Genomic DNA, 14,806 nt, shown 5'->3' with positions numbered 1-14,806 from the left:
ACCCGTCAGGTGCCAATAGGCCGAAGGGCGAAGGCGGCCTGCCTTGCGATCCTTCTTCAGGCGGTCCTAGAATGCCGTCCTAACGAAGGGTCATGAGGAGCGGAATGGATCAGGCAACCTCCCTCGCGGCGGTGGCGCTCAACGATGTTGCCATCACGTTCGGACCAAAAGTGGGTGGTTACACGGCTGTCAGCGGCATCGATCTCTCGGTTCGCCCGGGCGAATTCGTAGCGATCGTGGGACCGACGGGATCGGGCAAGTCCACCATCCTGAACGCCGCAGCCGGACTGCTGAAGCCGTCAGCCGGTGGTGTGAGGATCTTCGGAAGCGATCTTTCGAGCCTCAATCTGCGCGCCGGTTATCTCTTCCAGCAGGACGCGCTGATGCCGTGGAAGACGGCCCTCGACAACGTGGCGGTCGCGCTTGAGTCGAAAGGCGTTTCGCGCAGCGACGCCTTGCAGCGTGCGAAGGAGTGGCTCGGACGCGTCGGCCTCTCGGCGTTCGTCGACCGCTACCCTCACATGCTCTCCGGCGGGCAGCGCAAGCGCGTGGCGCTCGCGCAGGTCCTGATCCGCGATCCCGAGATTCTTCTGATGGACGAGCCCTTTGGGCCTCTCGATGCTCAGACACGGCAGATCATGGGCAATCTGCTTTTGGACCTGTGGGCGGCGGACCGCAAGGCGGTGATGTTCGTCACGCATGATCTGGAAGAAGCCATCGCCTTGGCCGACCGCGTGGTTCTGATGTCGGCCGGCCCTGCCGCGCGGATCATCGGTGATTTCTCAGTGGAGCTGCCGCGCCCGCGCGACATCGCGGAAGTGCGCATGGAGCCGACGTTCCACCACATTCATAAAGAGATCTGGGCGAGCCTGCGCGTCGAGGTTCAAAAGGCCTACAGCCAGGGGGAGGGAGCGTGATGCCGCGCCTGAAACTGACAGTCCTCCAGATCGGCGTGGGATTGGTCTTCCTTATGCTGTGGCACGTTCTGACCGTCTATCCGATCTCGGGAACGCCCAAGCAGGTCCAATTCTTCTTCTCGACGCCGCTCGATGTCCTGAAGCGATGCTGGACGTTGTTCGCGAGCGGGGAGATCTGGGGTCATCTCTGGATCACGCTGGTCGAGACCATCCTGGCCTTTCTGATCGGCGCAGGCGGAGGCATCATCTTCGGGTTCCTGTTCGCCAGGAAGGAACTGCTTGCCGCGGTCTTCGATCCTTACATCAAGGCCGCGAATGCGCTGCCGCGCGTGGTGCTCGCTCCGATCTTCGCCCTCTGGTTCGGGCTCGGCATCTGGTCGAAAGTGGCGCTCGGCTTCACGCTCGTGTTCTTCATCGTGTTCTTCAACGTGTATCAGGGCGTTCGCGAAGTATCGCCCGTCGTGCTCGCCAATGCACGGATGCTTGGCATGAACGAGCGTCAACTGCTCCGGCATGTCTATTGGCCATCGGCATTGACCTGGGTGTTTTCGTCCCTTCACACCTCGGTGGGTTTTGCTCTCGTCGGCGCCGTCGTCGGAGAATATCTCGGGTCGTCCGCCGGCCTCGGCTACAAGATCCATGAGGCCGAGAGCGTCTTCGACGTGACGGGCGTCTTCGCCGGCATGCTGATCCTCTCCGTCTTCGTCATCCTCATCGACATGCTCGTGACAAGGATCGAGAACAGCTTCCTCGTTTGGCGGCCGCAGACGTCCCTGGCCGCGCGAACGTAAGATTTATAACGACCTATCAAAACAGGGAGAAGCGCCATGGAACGCCGTACTTTTCTGAAAAGCGCCGGAGCGCTCGGACTGGCTGCCGCTTTGGGTCCGAACGCCTTTGCACAGGGAGCGCCGGAGAAGGCGAAAGTGACGCTCGGTGTCGGTGGCAAGCCGCTGCTCTACTACCTCCCGCTCACCATCGCGGAGCGCAAAGGCTTCTTCAAGGAGCAAGGGCTCGAGGTCGAGATCAACGATTTCGGCGGCGGCGCGAAATCCCTGCAGGCCCTCATCGGTGGCTCCGTCGATGTGGTGACGGGAGCCTATGAGCACACGATCCGGATGCAGGCCAAGGGCCAAGATGTGGTGGCCGTCACCGAACTCGGCCGCTTCCCGGCTATCGTGATCGCGGCGAAGAAGGACAAGGCCGGACAGATCAAGTCGGCTGCCGACTTCAAAGGCCTCAAGATCGGCGTTACCGCGCCGGGATCCTCGACGGCTCTCACCGCCCAATATGCCATGGTGAAGGCGGGCCTCAAGCCGTCCGATGCCGCCATCATCGGCGTCGGTTCCGGTGCCAGCGCGGTGGCTGCCATGCAGAAGGGCGAGATTGACGTGATCTCCCATCTTGATCCGGTCATCGCCAAGCTCGAGGCCGATGGGGACATTCAGATCCTCATCGATACCCGTACCGAGGCGGGAACCCGCCAACTCTTCGGTGGCTCGAATCCTGCCGCGACGCTCTACACGAAAAAGGATTTCATCGAGAAGAATCCGCAGACCGTGCAACGTCTCGTCAATGCCTTCGTGAAGACGCTGAAGTGGCTCCAGAGTGCAAAGCCGGAGGATGTCGCCGCAACGGTGCCGGAAGAATACTACCTGGGAGACAAGCCGCTCTATCTCAAGGCTGTGCAGAACTCGCTGGAAAGCTATTCGCGCGACGGCATCATTCAGATGAGCGGCATGCAGAGCGTGCTCGACATGCTGCGTCAGCTCGATCCGGAGTTGAAGGATGCCAAGGTCGATCTCGCCGCAACCTTCAACGACCGCTTCGTGCGGCAGGCGGCGATTTAGTCAGGCTTTCCGTGCCGACTTCCTTAGAGTCTGGTTCAAAGCCCGCACAATCCTAAGCCCTCAACCTGAGGAGGTCGCAGAGCGACCATCTCGAGGCCCGGACGATGTCCGGGCACGAGGGCGCTTCCGGTGCTCTCTGGACCCTCCTTCGAGACGCAGCTTCGCTGCTTCTCAGGAAGACGGGCGAGATTTATGGGCCAGACTTTCAGGTTTTTGCGCAGGAAGACATTGTCTCCTCAAGGGCGATTACGCGCGTTCAGTTGACAGGAGGTCGCCCTACGGTACCTCATCCGGTGCTGAAGAATCGGTGGTCTCGTGTTCCCGAATGCTCCCGAAGAGGTCTGATCCGCATGTCCCGTCGCTTTGTCACCCTCGACGTTTTCACATCCCAGCGCTTCGCCGGAAATCCGCTGGCGGTCGTACTGGAAGCCGAAGGGTTGGACACGGACGGGATGCAACGCATCGCAAAGGAATTGAATCTCTCCGAGACCGTCTTCGTCTTCCCACCTTCCGAGCCGCGCCAGCGCGCGGATATCCGCATCTTCACGCCGGCCCGTGAGCTTCCCTTCGCCGGGCACCCGACCGTGGGCACAGCGGTGCTGTTGGCGCTTCTCGATCAGAATGGCCAGCCGGGCGCGGCAGCCTTCGGTCTGAAGGAGCAGGTCGGCATCGTTCCCTGCGCGGTCGAGGTAGAGAATGCGACGGGGGGCACGGCACGGTTCCGCCTGCCGCGCCTGCCCTTCGTCTGGGGCGAGGGCAAGGAGAGCGCCGATTGCGCCTGGGCGCTCGGCCTCGATCCGACCGAGATCGGTTTCGGCCAGCATATTCCGAGCCGTCATTCAGCCGGCGTAGCTTACGATCTCGTTCCTGTCGCGTCCCTGGAGGCGTTGGCACGTTCCAAGCCGCATGCGGAAGCCTTCGATAAGGCCTTTGGCGACAGCGATCACCCGGCCGCCTACGTCTATGCCCGCGTTCCGGATGCGGAGGGGCTGAGGTTTCGCGCGCGCATGTACGGTGCCGGCATGGGCGTTGCCGAGGACCCGGCGACCGGCTCGGCTGCGGCCGCCTTCGCGGGCGCTCTCATGCAATGCGAGCCTCTGGGCGATGGCGAGCACAATATCGTCATCGAGCAGGGCGTCGAGATGGGGCGTCCGAGCGAAATCGCCCTGCAGATGGTGATCAAGGGGGGAGCCCTGACCTCGGTAGAGATCGGGGGCGGAGCCGTGATGGTGAGCCGCGGCGAGATCCTGTCGTGAACCGGACGCCCCAGATCAGGCGGGTCACCCGCGTCGAGGCGTTCTGCCGTCCGTTGGATTGGGCCTGGCCCAAGCAGAACCGGGACTTCATCGCCGAGAATTGGAAGCGCCGCACGGCGGGCAAGCCGCAGATGTTCAACGGGCGGGTGCTCCTGCTCCAGGATGTTCAGTTCGAGCAGGATCTGTGCCGCAACATCTATTTCGAGGTCGACTACGCGGATTTCCTCGGCTGGATCGACAGGGACTATCCTGACCCGGCCATCGCCAACGGTTTCGCCATGGGGGCACTGCGAGGCTCCGACGGGGCCTTCATCTGCGGAGTCATGGGAGACGGTACGACCAATGCGGGCCGGGTCTATTTCGCGGCCGGAACGCCGGATCCAACCGATCTGAGGCCGGACGGCACGGTCGATCTTGCCACCAGCCTCACGCGGGAGCTTGCTGAGGAGACAGGTCTTACGGACGGCGATTACCATGTGGATGACGAATGGATCATCGTCCAGCGCTGGCCGACCATCGCGCTCCTGCGGATGGTGACGCTGCCGATGACCGCCGAGGAGGGCGCGGCGAGGATCCGCGCCAACATTGCGGCCCAGGACGAGCCGGAATTGCAGGATGTGCGGGTTGTTCGTGGGGCGGAGGATATCGACCCGGAACGGATGCCGCTCTTCCTGCAATCCTTCTTCGGCTGGGTGTTCGAGCATCCGGCCTGAAAGTGGAATCGGCTTTCAGGCCCTACCGAATGCACTGATCAGCGATAGCCGTGGCGGGTCTTGGTGGCATGGACGATGCGCACGGCTTCGGCATCACGCCCGCCGGCACAGGCAGCGTCGGCCGGCCCGAGTTCCCGCTCGACTTGGTTATAGACCGACTGGTTCACGTGCCCCATGGCAAGGTCGTTGCTCATCACGGCCCGGTAGCGGTCGATCTCGCCCTTGCAGCCCGCCCCTTCCGGCATGCGGAAGCCGGACGGCGAGACACCCGCGCTGGCCGGAGCCGAGACGGTCTGGTTGCAGGCGGCGAGCGGCAGTGCCAGCAATCCCATTAGGCACAGGGATCGGATCGCAAGTCTCATGAAACACTCCTGGATCGGTGATGGCGAGGGATAAAGGTTAAGCTTGATCCGATCTAGGGCGTTTTCCCCGCAGACCAGTCCTTACCTGTCCGGAGTCATAAGCCATACGTTAGTCGAGCTTTGTCTTTTCGTTTGTTTCAACCGCTTGCCATCGGAGTGAACCCCCGTTACAAACAGGCCGTTGTTCGCGGCTTCACGCCCGCGGCCGAGGAGGATTGGGCAGCGATGATCATCGGCTCCCACAGCGCCTGGACGAACGGACCCGCTCCCGCGGCCGATCGCGCGCGTCTTCTTGGCCTCCTTCTCCTTAGCTGCCCCTGAGGGTCGGCTGGGCGTTGCCGCCTGGGCTCTCAGGGGTTCTGAAACAGCAGGAACAACCTTGAGCGCAAAAGGCCGCTCCCTCCGAGAAGGACTAGAATCATGACTTCTTCCGTATCCGGCTCCTCCAAGGACCGCGTTCTGATCTTCGACACGACCCTGCGCGACGGCGAGCAATGCCCCGGCGCCACCATGACCCTGGAGGAGAAGCTCGAGGTTGCGGAACTGCTCGACACCATGGGCGTCGACATCATCGAGGCGGGTTTCCCCATCGCGTCCAACGGCGACTTCGAGGCCGTCTCTCTCATCGCCAAGCAGGTCAAACGGGCCACTGTCGCGGGCCTTGCCCGTGCCATCTCGGCCGACATTGCCCGTGCCGGCGAGGCTGTGCGCCATGCAGCGCGGCCCCGCATCCACACCTTCGTGTCCACCTCGCCCATCCATCTGGCGCACCAGATGCGCAAGTCGGAGGAGGAGGTTCTAGAGATCATCACCAAGACTGTGACCCAGGCGCGCAACCTGATCGAGGACATCGAGTGGTCCGCCATGGACGCCACTCGTACGCCTATCGATTACCTGTGCCGCTGTGTGGAGGCCGCCATCAAGGCCGGGGCCACCACCATCAACCTGCCCGATACGGTGGGCTATGCCACGCCCGATGAGTACCGCGCCATGTTCCGGGCTGTCCGCGAGCGCGTGCCGAATGCCGACAAGGCCATCTTCTCGGCCCATTGCCACAACGATCTGGGGCTTGCCGTCGCCAATTCCCTGGCGGCCCTGGAGGGCGGCGCCCGGCAGATCGAGTGCACCCTCAACGGCATCGGCGAGCGCGCGGGCAATGCCGCCCTCGAAGAGGTCGTCATGGCGATCCGCACCCGCGGCGACGTGCTGCCATACGAGACGGGCATCGAGAGCACCATGCTGACCCGCGCCTCGAAGCTCGCCTCGGCGGCCACGTCCTTCCCGGTGCAGTACAACAAGGCCATCGTCGGCCGGAACGCCTTCGCCCACGAGAGCGGCATCCATCAGGACGGCATGCTGAAGAATGCCCAGACCTACGAGATCATGACGCCCGAGAGCGTAGGCGTTACCAAGACCTCCCTGGTCATGGGCAAGCACTCGGGCCGCGCGGCCTTCCGCAACAAACTGGAGGAACTGGGCTACAGCTTGGCCGACAACCAGTTCCAGGATGCCTTCGAGCGGTTCAAGGAACTCGCCGACCGCAAGAAACACGTCTATGACGAGGACATCGAGGCCCTGGTCGATCAGAACATCGCCACGGCTCATGACCGCATTAAGCTGGTCTCGCTCCACATCGTGGCCGGAACCCGCGGACCCCAACGCGCCACGATGCGGCTCCAGGTCGACGACAGGATCGTCATCGAGGAGCAGGAGGGCAACGGCCCGGTGGACGCCACCTTCAATGCCATCAAGGCACTCGTGCCCCACGAGGCGGTGCTGGAGCTCTATCAGGTTCACGCTGTGACCGAGGGCACGGACGCCCAGGCCGAGGTTTCGGTACGCCTCTCTGCCGACAATCGCAGCGTCACCTCCCGGGCCGCGGATCCAGACACCCTGGTCGCCTCGGCCCAGGCCTATCTGGGTGCCCTGAACAAGCTCATGAGCCGCGGCGCGCGCTTGCACGCCCAGCACGCGGCGGAGTAACGCTCTTTCATCCTGATGCATCCCCGGCGCGAGCCGGGGATGTAAGGACGCGCAATCCTTCGCTAGTGTTCTGTCACTGACGGGTGATTCCGAAATCTGGTGGGCTGTGCGATGCTGCCTGGATGGGCAAGATCGAACGCATTGAGGTTCCCGCCGCCGATCGGGAGTGCCTGGAGACCCTGGTCCGTGACCGCAACACGCCCCAGAAGGTGGTCTGGCGGGCTCAGATTGTTCTGCTGGCTGGCGAGGGCCTGCGCGCCACCGAGGTGGCCGCCCGCGTCGGCACGAGCACTCTGACGGTGCGGCGCTGGCGCCGCCGCTATGTGCAGGCGGGTGTGGAGGGGCTTCTCAAGGACGCCACTCGCCCGCCGGGGCGCAAGCCCCTCACGGCCGCGGTGATCCAGCGGGTGGTCGACATGACCTTGCACGAAAAGCCGCCACGGGCGACCCAGTGGAGCGTGCGCTCCCTGGCGGCTGCCGTGGGCCTGTCCCACACCAGCGTGCAGCGGATCTGGCACGCGCACGGCCTCAAGCCGCATCTGGTCAAGACGTTCAAGCTCTCCACCGACAAGCACTTTGTCGAGAAGGTCCAGGACGTGGTCGGCCTGTATCTTGATCCGCCGGACAAAGCCCTGGTTCTCGCGGTTGACGAGAAATCTCAGATCCAGGCGCTCGACCGCACCCAGCCGGGTCTGCCGCTCAAGAAGGGCCGTGCCGGCACAATGACGCACGACTACAAACGACATGGCACCACGACCCTGTTTGCCGCTCTTGATGTGGCGACTGGCACAGTTCTGGGCACCTGCATGAAGCGGCATCGTCATCAGGAGTTTCTGCGCTTCCTGCGCGAGATCAACCGGGCCACGCCACGGCACCTCGACCTGCACCTGATCGTGGACAACTATGCCACCCACAAGCACCCGAAGGTGAAGGCTTGGCTGGCAAAGCATCCGCGCTTTCATCTGCACTTCACCCCGACTTCGGCTTTGTGGCTCAACCTAGTCGAGCGCTTCTTTGCCCTGATCACGCAGGAGCGCATCCGGCGGGGCGCCTTCACGAGCGTGCCCGACCTGGAGAGCGCAATCATGGACTACCTGGAGCACCACAATGCCGATCCCAAACCTTTTGTCTGGACCGCCCCGGCCTCAGCGATCCTGGAAAAGGTTGCCCGTGCGAAACAAGCGTTAGAGTCACAACACTAGGGGACGATTGCAATAAGCAGCGAGAAGGGTGGAATATTTCGAGATAACAAGAATATTGGCCGCTAAGGGTTCGATCCCGTCGAGCGCGGCTCAGCTGTCGCGCAGGCCGGCCGCCTTGCGCCCTTCGAACTCGATTTTTGAAGAGATTGGTGGGTGTGCAAGGATTCGAACCTTGGACCCGCTGATTAAGAGTCAGCTGCTCTACCAACTGAGCTACACACCCGTCGCCGTAGCGCTCTTCAGCGGCGCGATGTCCGCTGAAGAGGCCGTGCGTGTAACAAACCGCTTGGCCCCTGTCTAGCCTGTTTGACGAGGTTTTTTGCATCCCATCGCAGTTTTTGCGGGATGCCGGTGCCGAGCCCCCGCCTGTGGCTTTTCATACCATTCTCCACCCTGGAGGAACGGTCAGGCTTTCCGATCATTGACATAAGTCGTGTCGACAGTCGTGTCGACCGCCGCGCGTGAACGGCGGCAAGCGGGAGGCTGGCCCCTATGAACGATGAATCGAAGATCCAACCTTATTCCGGGCCTGCAGGAGGCTGGGGGTCCGTTAGATCCGTCGAGAGCATCCTGACGAGGGAAGGGCGGCTCGTCAGCGGCAATGCGATCTTGCTCAAGCAGAACAAGCCTGACGGTTATGCCTGCGTAAGCTGTGCCTGGGCCAAGCCGGCGGATCCGCATCCTTTCGAATACTGCGAGAATGGCGCCAAGGCGACGGCATGGGAGCTCACCACGAAGCGGGTGACGCCCGAATTCTTCGCCGAGCATACCGTCTCCGACCTCAGGACCTGGGCCGACCACGACCTTGAGGAGGCCGGGCGCCTCACGCATCCCATGCGCTTCGACGCCGCTTCGGACACCTATGTGCCCGTGAGCTGGGAGGACGCATTCCACGAGATCGGACGGGAACTGGAGGGCTTCGATCCGCGCGAGGTGGTGTTCTACACCTCCGGTCGCGCCTCGCTTGAAACCTCCTACATGTGGGCGCTGTTCGCCCGGCTCTACGGCACCAACAACCTGCCGGACTCCTCCAACATGTGCCACGAGAGCACCTCTGTCGCTCTGCCGAAAAGCATCGGCGTTCCCGTGGGAACGGTAATGCTCGACGATTTCGAGAAGACGGACTGCATCCTGTTCTTCGGCCAGAATGTCGGCACCAGCAGCCCGCGCATGCTCCACCCGCTGCAGGAAGCCTCGAAGCGAGGTGTTCCCATCATCACGTTCAATCCTCTGAAGGAACGTGGCCTCGAGCGCTTCACCAATCCCCAGGCGCCAACCGAGATGCTGACTGGATCGGAAACTCGGATCTCATCACAGTACCATCAGCTCAAGATCGGCGGCGACATCGCGGCGCTCATGGGAATGGCCAAGGCCCTGATCGAAGCCGACGATCGCGCCCGGGAGGTTGGCGGCAAGCCGGTTCTCGATCATGCGTTCATCGCCGAGCATACCCACGGCTTCGAGGAGTTCGCCCGCGCCGCCCGGCAGGCATCGTGGCCCGAATTGGAACGACGTTCCGGCCTGCCGCAGGAAGCTCTGGAAGCGGCCGCGACCGTTTATTCCCAGGCCAATGCCGCCATGGGCATCTACGGAATGGGGCTAACCCAGCACAAGGCGGGCGTCGAGAACGTGCAGATGCTCGTCAATCTGCTTCTCCTGCGCGGGAATATCGGCAAGCCGGGCGCCGGCATCTGCCCGGTGCGCGGCCATTCCAACGTGCAGGGGCAGCGGACGGTCGGGATCTCGGAGAAGCCCGAGTTGGTCCCTCTCGACAAGCTCAAGGAGCAATACGGCTTCGAGCCTCCGCGCTGGAAGGGACTGTCGACGGTCGAGACTTGCGAAGCCATCATCAAAGGCGAGGTCAAGGCCTTCGTTGCGCTCGGCGGAAACTTCGTGCGGGCTGTGCCGGAGACGGCAGCCATGGAGGAGGCTTGGACGCGCCTGCGCCTCTCCGTGCAGATCTCGACGAAGCTTAATCGCAATCACCTCATTCCCGGCGAGATCTCCTACATCCTGCCTTGCCTCGGACGCATCGAAATCGACGAGCAGGAAACCGGTCCTCAGGCCGTATCCATCGAGGATTCGACGGCCTGCATTCATGGCTCGAAGGGAATCGCCAAGCCGGCAAGCTCCGACCTTCTCTCCGAGCCGCGGATCGTCGCGGAGATCGCCAAGGCGACGCTGCCGGCATACGACAAGGTGCCGTGGGATGAATGGGTTGCCGATTATGCGCTCGTACGCGACGCGATCGAGGAAACCTATCCGGAAGATTTCCGTGACTTCAACAAGCGCATGTGGCAACCGGGCGGCTTTCACCGTCCCATCGCGGCACGCGAGAGGAAGTGGAAAACCGAAACGGGCAAGGCCAACTTCACGCCCCCCAAGAGCCTGGAGGCCGATCTCGGAATTGCCGAGCAGAATGCCGATATCCTCCAGCTCATGACGTTGCGCTCCAACGACCAGTTCAACACGACGGTGTACGGCTATCACGACAGGTTCAGGGGCGTGCGCGGCACTCGCATGGTTCTGTTCATGAACAGCAACGATATCGCTCGCCTCAATCTGGCGGAAGGGGACCTCGTGACCCTGACGACCGCCGTCGACGACGGCGTGATGCGTCGGGTGGACGGCTTGCGCGTTACGCCTTACGATATTCCTGAAGGCTGTTGTGGGGCCTATTATCCGGAATGCAATCCGCTGATCCCAGTCTGGCACCATGCGGATGAAAGCAAAGTGCCGGCGGCGAAGTCCATCCCGATTCGGATCGCCTTGATGCAGCAACAGCAGCCGGAGGCGGCGGAATAACTCAACGGCTAGAACTCGAAATTCGTCCTGAACGTATCGAACTTTGGACGCCCTGAGGGAACGAAGCTGCGCTGAACCGATTGTGTCAACAGCGAAGCTTCATCTCAGGCGCATTGCCTGACCAGTAAAGGGTGCGCGGCACAGGCAATGGCGCAGCTCTTCACACCGGCGGCAACCACTCTGTTTCGTGTGGTGATCGTGCTTATCGGCCTAGGCGCCGTTGCCGCAGGCGCGGCAGCTTATGTCTGGGCGAGATCCGGCAGTACGTGGAATGTGGGTAAGCCTGCGTCGCAGCCCGTTCCATTCAGGCATGATCTTCACAGCGGATCGCTGGGTATCGATTGCCGCTATTGCCATTCCACCGTGGAGCGCACCGCGGATGCAGGAATGCCGTCGGCCCAGACCTGCATGTCGTGCCATTCGCAGGTGTGGATCGGAGCAAGCGTCCTTGAACCGATTAGATCGAGCTTCTTCCTTGGACAGCCGATCGAATGGACATCGGTTCATCGTCTGCCCGATTACGCGTATTTCAATCACGCCGTTCATGTGGCCAAGGGAGTGGCCTGCGAAACCTGCCACGGCCGCGTGGACCAGATGCCGAGAACGGTGAAGACCCAGACCATGTCGATGGGATGGTGCCTGGATTGCCATCGCGATCCGACGCCGCACCTTCGGCCGCGCGAAGCAGTGTTCTCGATGGGCTACGAGCCGCACGGCAATGACCTGCCGGAGGATGTGCGGGTGTTCTATCAGGAGGCATCCCGGCGCCTCACCAGCTGCAGCACATGCCACCGGTAGACGCGATGCGTGAGAAAGCATTACTCGATCTCGACGCCTTGAAGGCCCGCCTCGCAGATGAGGACGGGCCACGGCTGTGGCGCAGCCTGGAAGAACTGGCCGATATGCCGGAGGTTCGCCGTTACGTGGAGGCCGAATTCCCCGACATCGTGCAGGCTTCGTCCATCGACCGGCGCACCCTCCTCAGGCTCATGGGCGCCTCCTTCGCCCTGGGAGGCCTTGCGGCATGCAACGGCAGCGGGGCTGAAAAGAATGCTCCGCTCGTGTCGCAGAGCCACAACCTAACGGGCTATGCGCCCGGCGTGCCGGTCACCATCGCCACGTCTCTGCCGTTGAATGGTTATGGCCGGGGCGTTCTGGTGAAGGCGCAGGAAGGGCGGCCGGTCAAGGTCGAAGGAAATGCGCTGCATCCGGCAAGCTTCGGTGCGACGGATGTGTTCGCCCAGGCCGAGATCCTCTCCCTCTACGATCCCGATCGCTCCGAGTCCCCGCTGCAGAATGGATCGGCACAAAGTTGGGAGGAACTCACGAGCTTCATCCGCCTCGTGCGCAACGAGCTCGTTGCGCACGAAGGGCGGGGGCTGCATATCCTCATGCCGCCGACCTCCTCGCCAACCTTGCACCGGCTGATGGCGCAGGCGCGGCAACTCTTTCCTTTTGCGCAATGGCATGAGTTTTCACCTATCGACGATGATAACAGGCGAACCGCCGCGACGGCCGCATTCGGACGGGATCTCGACTTTGTCTATGATCTGACGCAGGCGGACATCGTCGTCACCTTGGGCGGCGATCTTTTCGCCGAGGAGGCGGGGCACCTGCGTTATGCCGCCGATTATCAGGCGCGACGGAGGAGGAATGATCGGGCACTGCCGCGTCTCTCTGCCGTCGAGACGAGGCCCAGCCTTGTTGGAACTCGCGCGGACGAACGCATTTCTCTCAGGCCCCGAGACGTCGAAATCTTCGTTCAGGCGCTTGCAGCTGCTCTGGGAGCCGGCCCTGCGCCTGCTGGTACTCCGCATCCATCCGTCTCGAAACTCGCGGACGACCTGCTCCGTGCGGGACCACGCGGGTTGGTGGTCGCGGGGCGCGAGCAACCGGCCCGCATTCACACGCTTGTTCACGCGGTCAATGCCCATATCGGTGCGTTCGGAACGACGGTCCGCGCCATCGAACCGGTCAGGTCGGTGGCGAACGATACGCGCACGCTGGCCGATCTGGCCGGGGCCATTCAAGCCGGTGAGGTGTCGCATCTCCTCATTCTCGGAGGCAATCCGGTTTATACCGCACCCGCCGACATTGACTTGACCGCGCTTATCGGGCGGGTGCCCCTGTCGCTGCATCTCGGACAGCACTGGGACGAGACGGCGGCTGTCTGCCGCTGGCATGTTCCTGAAGCGCATCCGCTCGAGAGCTGGGGCGACCTGCGGGCCTTCGATGGAACTGTGGGCTTGCGGCAGCCTGCAACGATGCCGCTCAAGCCGGGGCTGAGCGCCGAGGAGTTCCTCGGCCTCATGGCAGGGCAGAATCTGGATGGACGGGCGCTCGTCCAGGCGACTTGGCGGGAGGCCTGGGGCGATGGTTTCGAGGAGCGCTGGGCACGCTCGCTCGAGGACGGCGTGATCGAGGGTTCGGCCCTGCCAGGCGTCGATGCGTCGATACGATCCGAGCTGGCAGTTGAACTGGAAGCTCCTGCCACCTCGGCTGGAATCGATGTGGTATTCGCTCCCGACCCATCCGTCTGGGACGGCTCCTATGCGAATAACGGCTGGCTGCAGGAGCTGCCGAAGCCTCTGACGAAACAGGTCTGGGGCAATGCGGCCCTGATCGGACCGGAGACGGCGACCGTGTTCGGATTGACCTCGGGCGATGCGATCGACCTGACGGTCGAGGGGAGGGTGATCCGCGTACCGGTCTGGGTCATGCCGGGGCATGCGCCGGGGGCCGTGACCCTGACCCTCGGCCATGGTCGCCGGCATGCCGGCAGGATCGGCAATGGCATCGGGTTCGATGCCTATGCGGTGCGTCCGTCCCGCCGGCCCTGGATCGCTTCGGGCGAGATCAGGAAGACCGGTGAGAGGATGCCGGTGATCTCGACGCAGCAGCACCATTCGCTGCAGGGCCGCGACATCGTGCGCGTGGTCGCCTCCGACCGGGAGGCCGTCGAGGCTGCAACGGAGCAGCCCTCCCTCTATCCGGACTGGTCCTACGAGGGGCATGCCTGGGGCATGGCCATCGATCTCGATGCCTGCATCGGCTGCAATGCCTGCGTCATCGCGTGTCAGTCCGAGAACAACGTCGCGGTCGTCGGGCCGGAGGAGGTGGCGAGGGGACGGGAGATGCACTGGCTGCGGGTCGACCGCTACCATGCCGGGGATCCGGCCAATCCCGATACCTATTTCCAGCCCGTGCCCTGCATGCATTGCGAGAAGGCGCCCTGCGAGGTGGTCTGCCCGGTGAACGCGACGGTGCATTCGGCGGAAGGGCTCAACGACATGGTCTATAACCGCTGCATCGGCACGCGGACCTGCTCGAACAACTGCCCCTACAAGGTCCGCCGCTTCAACTTCCTCGATTACCAGGGCACGGACTACACCGCCTCGCCCGATGCCATGAACCCGCAGGTGACGGTTCGGGATCGCGGCGTCATGGAGAAATGCACCTATTGCGTCCAGCGCATTGGCGCGGCCCGCGCGGATGCGCGGATCGAGGACAGGCCCCTGCGCGACGGCGAGGTCGTGACGGCGTGCCAGCAGGCCTGCCCGACGCAGGCCATCGTGTTCGGCGACGTGAACGATCCCAATAGCGCCGTGAGCCGGCTCAAGGCGAGTCCGCGCAATTATGCGCTGCTCGGCACGCTGAACACGAGGCCGCGCACGACCTATCTCGCCCGCATCGAACCGTCCTCCGAAAACGGGTAGCC

11 protein-coding genes and 1 tRNA gene are annotated in these 14,806 nt (G+C 63.1%); 10 read left to right on the top strand and 2 right to left on the bottom strand.

Going from position 1 to position 14,806, the window contains the following annotated elements:
- Positions 1-104: 104 nt before the first annotated feature.
- The 5 genes from DDF70_RS00660 to DDF70_RS00640 all read left to right on the top strand — a co-directional run bounded on the left by DDF70_RS00660 (position 105) and on the right by DDF70_RS00640 (position 4,736).
- Complete coding sequence (locus DDF70_RS00660; protein ID WP_114942942.1) at positions 105-917, top strand: ABC transporter ATP-binding protein; 813 nt, start codon at positions 105-107, stop codon at positions 915-917.
- Positions 917-1,708, top strand: a complete 792-nt coding sequence (locus tag DDF70_RS00655) for an ABC transporter permease (protein ID WP_114942941.1) — start codon at positions 917-919, stop codon at positions 1,706-1,708. The genes DDF70_RS00660 and DDF70_RS00655 overlap by 1 nt, the downstream gene beginning before the upstream one ends.
- A gap of 36 nt (positions 1,709-1,744) precedes the next feature.
- On the top strand, positions 1,745-2,767 hold the full coding sequence (locus DDF70_RS00650) for an ABC transporter substrate-binding protein (RefSeq protein ID WP_114942940.1): 1,023 nt from the start codon (positions 1,745-1,747) through the stop codon (positions 2,765-2,767).
- Positions 2,768-3,117: 350 nt separating this feature from the next.
- Positions 3,118-4,023, top strand: a complete 906-nt coding sequence (locus DDF70_RS00645; RefSeq protein WP_114942939.1) for a PhzF family phenazine biosynthesis protein — start codon at positions 3,118-3,120, stop codon at positions 4,021-4,023.
- On the top strand, positions 4,020-4,736 hold the full coding sequence (locus DDF70_RS00640; protein ID WP_114942938.1) for an NUDIX hydrolase: 717 nt from the start codon (positions 4,020-4,022) through the stop codon (positions 4,734-4,736). Before DDF70_RS00645 ends, DDF70_RS00640 begins: the two co-directional genes overlap by 4 nt.
- 38 nt (positions 4,737-4,774) lie before the next feature.
- Here DDF70_RS00640 and DDF70_RS00635 read toward each other — a convergent pair whose 3' ends face one another.
- Positions 4,775-5,098, bottom strand: coding sequence for a hypothetical protein (locus DDF70_RS00635; RefSeq protein WP_114942937.1), 324 nt, complete (start codon positions 5,096-5,098; stop codon positions 4,775-4,777).
- Between the two features lie 420 nt (positions 5,099-5,518).
- Here DDF70_RS00635 and DDF70_RS00625 point away from each other — a divergent pair, with 420 nt between their 5' ends.
- Both DDF70_RS00625 and DDF70_RS00620 read left to right on the top strand, forming a co-directional pair.
- Positions 5,519-7,081 carry a 2-isopropylmalate synthase gene (locus tag DDF70_RS00625; protein ID WP_114942935.1) on the top strand — a complete coding sequence of 521 codons (1,563 nt, stop codon included), beginning with the start codon at positions 5,519-5,521 and terminating at the stop codon, positions 7,079-7,081.
- 122 nt (positions 7,082-7,203) lie between these two features.
- Positions 7,204-8,283, top strand: a complete 1,080-nt coding sequence (locus DDF70_RS00620) for an IS630 family transposase (RefSeq protein WP_114942934.1) — start codon at positions 7,204-7,206, stop codon at positions 8,281-8,283.
- A 147-nt stretch (positions 8,284-8,430) separates the two neighbouring features.
- Here DDF70_RS00620 and DDF70_RS00615 read toward each other — a convergent pair.
- Positions 8,431-8,506, bottom strand: a tRNA-Lys gene (locus DDF70_RS00615).
- 269 nt (positions 8,507-8,775) lie between these two features.
- Here DDF70_RS00615 and DDF70_RS00610 point away from each other — a divergent pair.
- From DDF70_RS00610 to DDF70_RS00600, 3 genes are all read left to right on the top strand, one after another.
- On the top strand, positions 8,776-11,088 hold the full coding sequence (locus DDF70_RS00610; protein ID WP_114942933.1) for an FdhF/YdeP family oxidoreductase: 2,313 nt from the start codon (positions 8,776-8,778) through the stop codon (positions 11,086-11,088).
- 147 nt (positions 11,089-11,235) lie between these two features.
- Complete coding sequence (locus DDF70_RS00605; protein WP_114942932.1) at positions 11,236-11,886, top strand: cytochrome c3 family protein; 651 nt, start codon at positions 11,236-11,238, stop codon at positions 11,884-11,886.
- A 5-nt stretch (positions 11,887-11,891) separates the two neighbouring features.
- Complete coding sequence (locus tag DDF70_RS00600) at positions 11,892-14,804, top strand: TAT-variant-translocated molybdopterin oxidoreductase (protein WP_114943268.1); 2,913 nt, start codon at positions 11,892-11,894, stop codon at positions 14,802-14,804.
- Positions 14,805-14,806 lie beyond the last annotated feature (2 nt).

Source organism: Microvirga calopogonii (assembly GCF_003347665.1).
GTDB classification, from domain to species: domain Bacteria; phylum Pseudomonadota; class Alphaproteobacteria; order Rhizobiales; family Beijerinckiaceae; genus Microvirga; species Microvirga calopogonii.
Note: the sequence above shows the minus strand (reverse complement) of the source record. Positions and strands in the feature narration are given on the sequence as shown.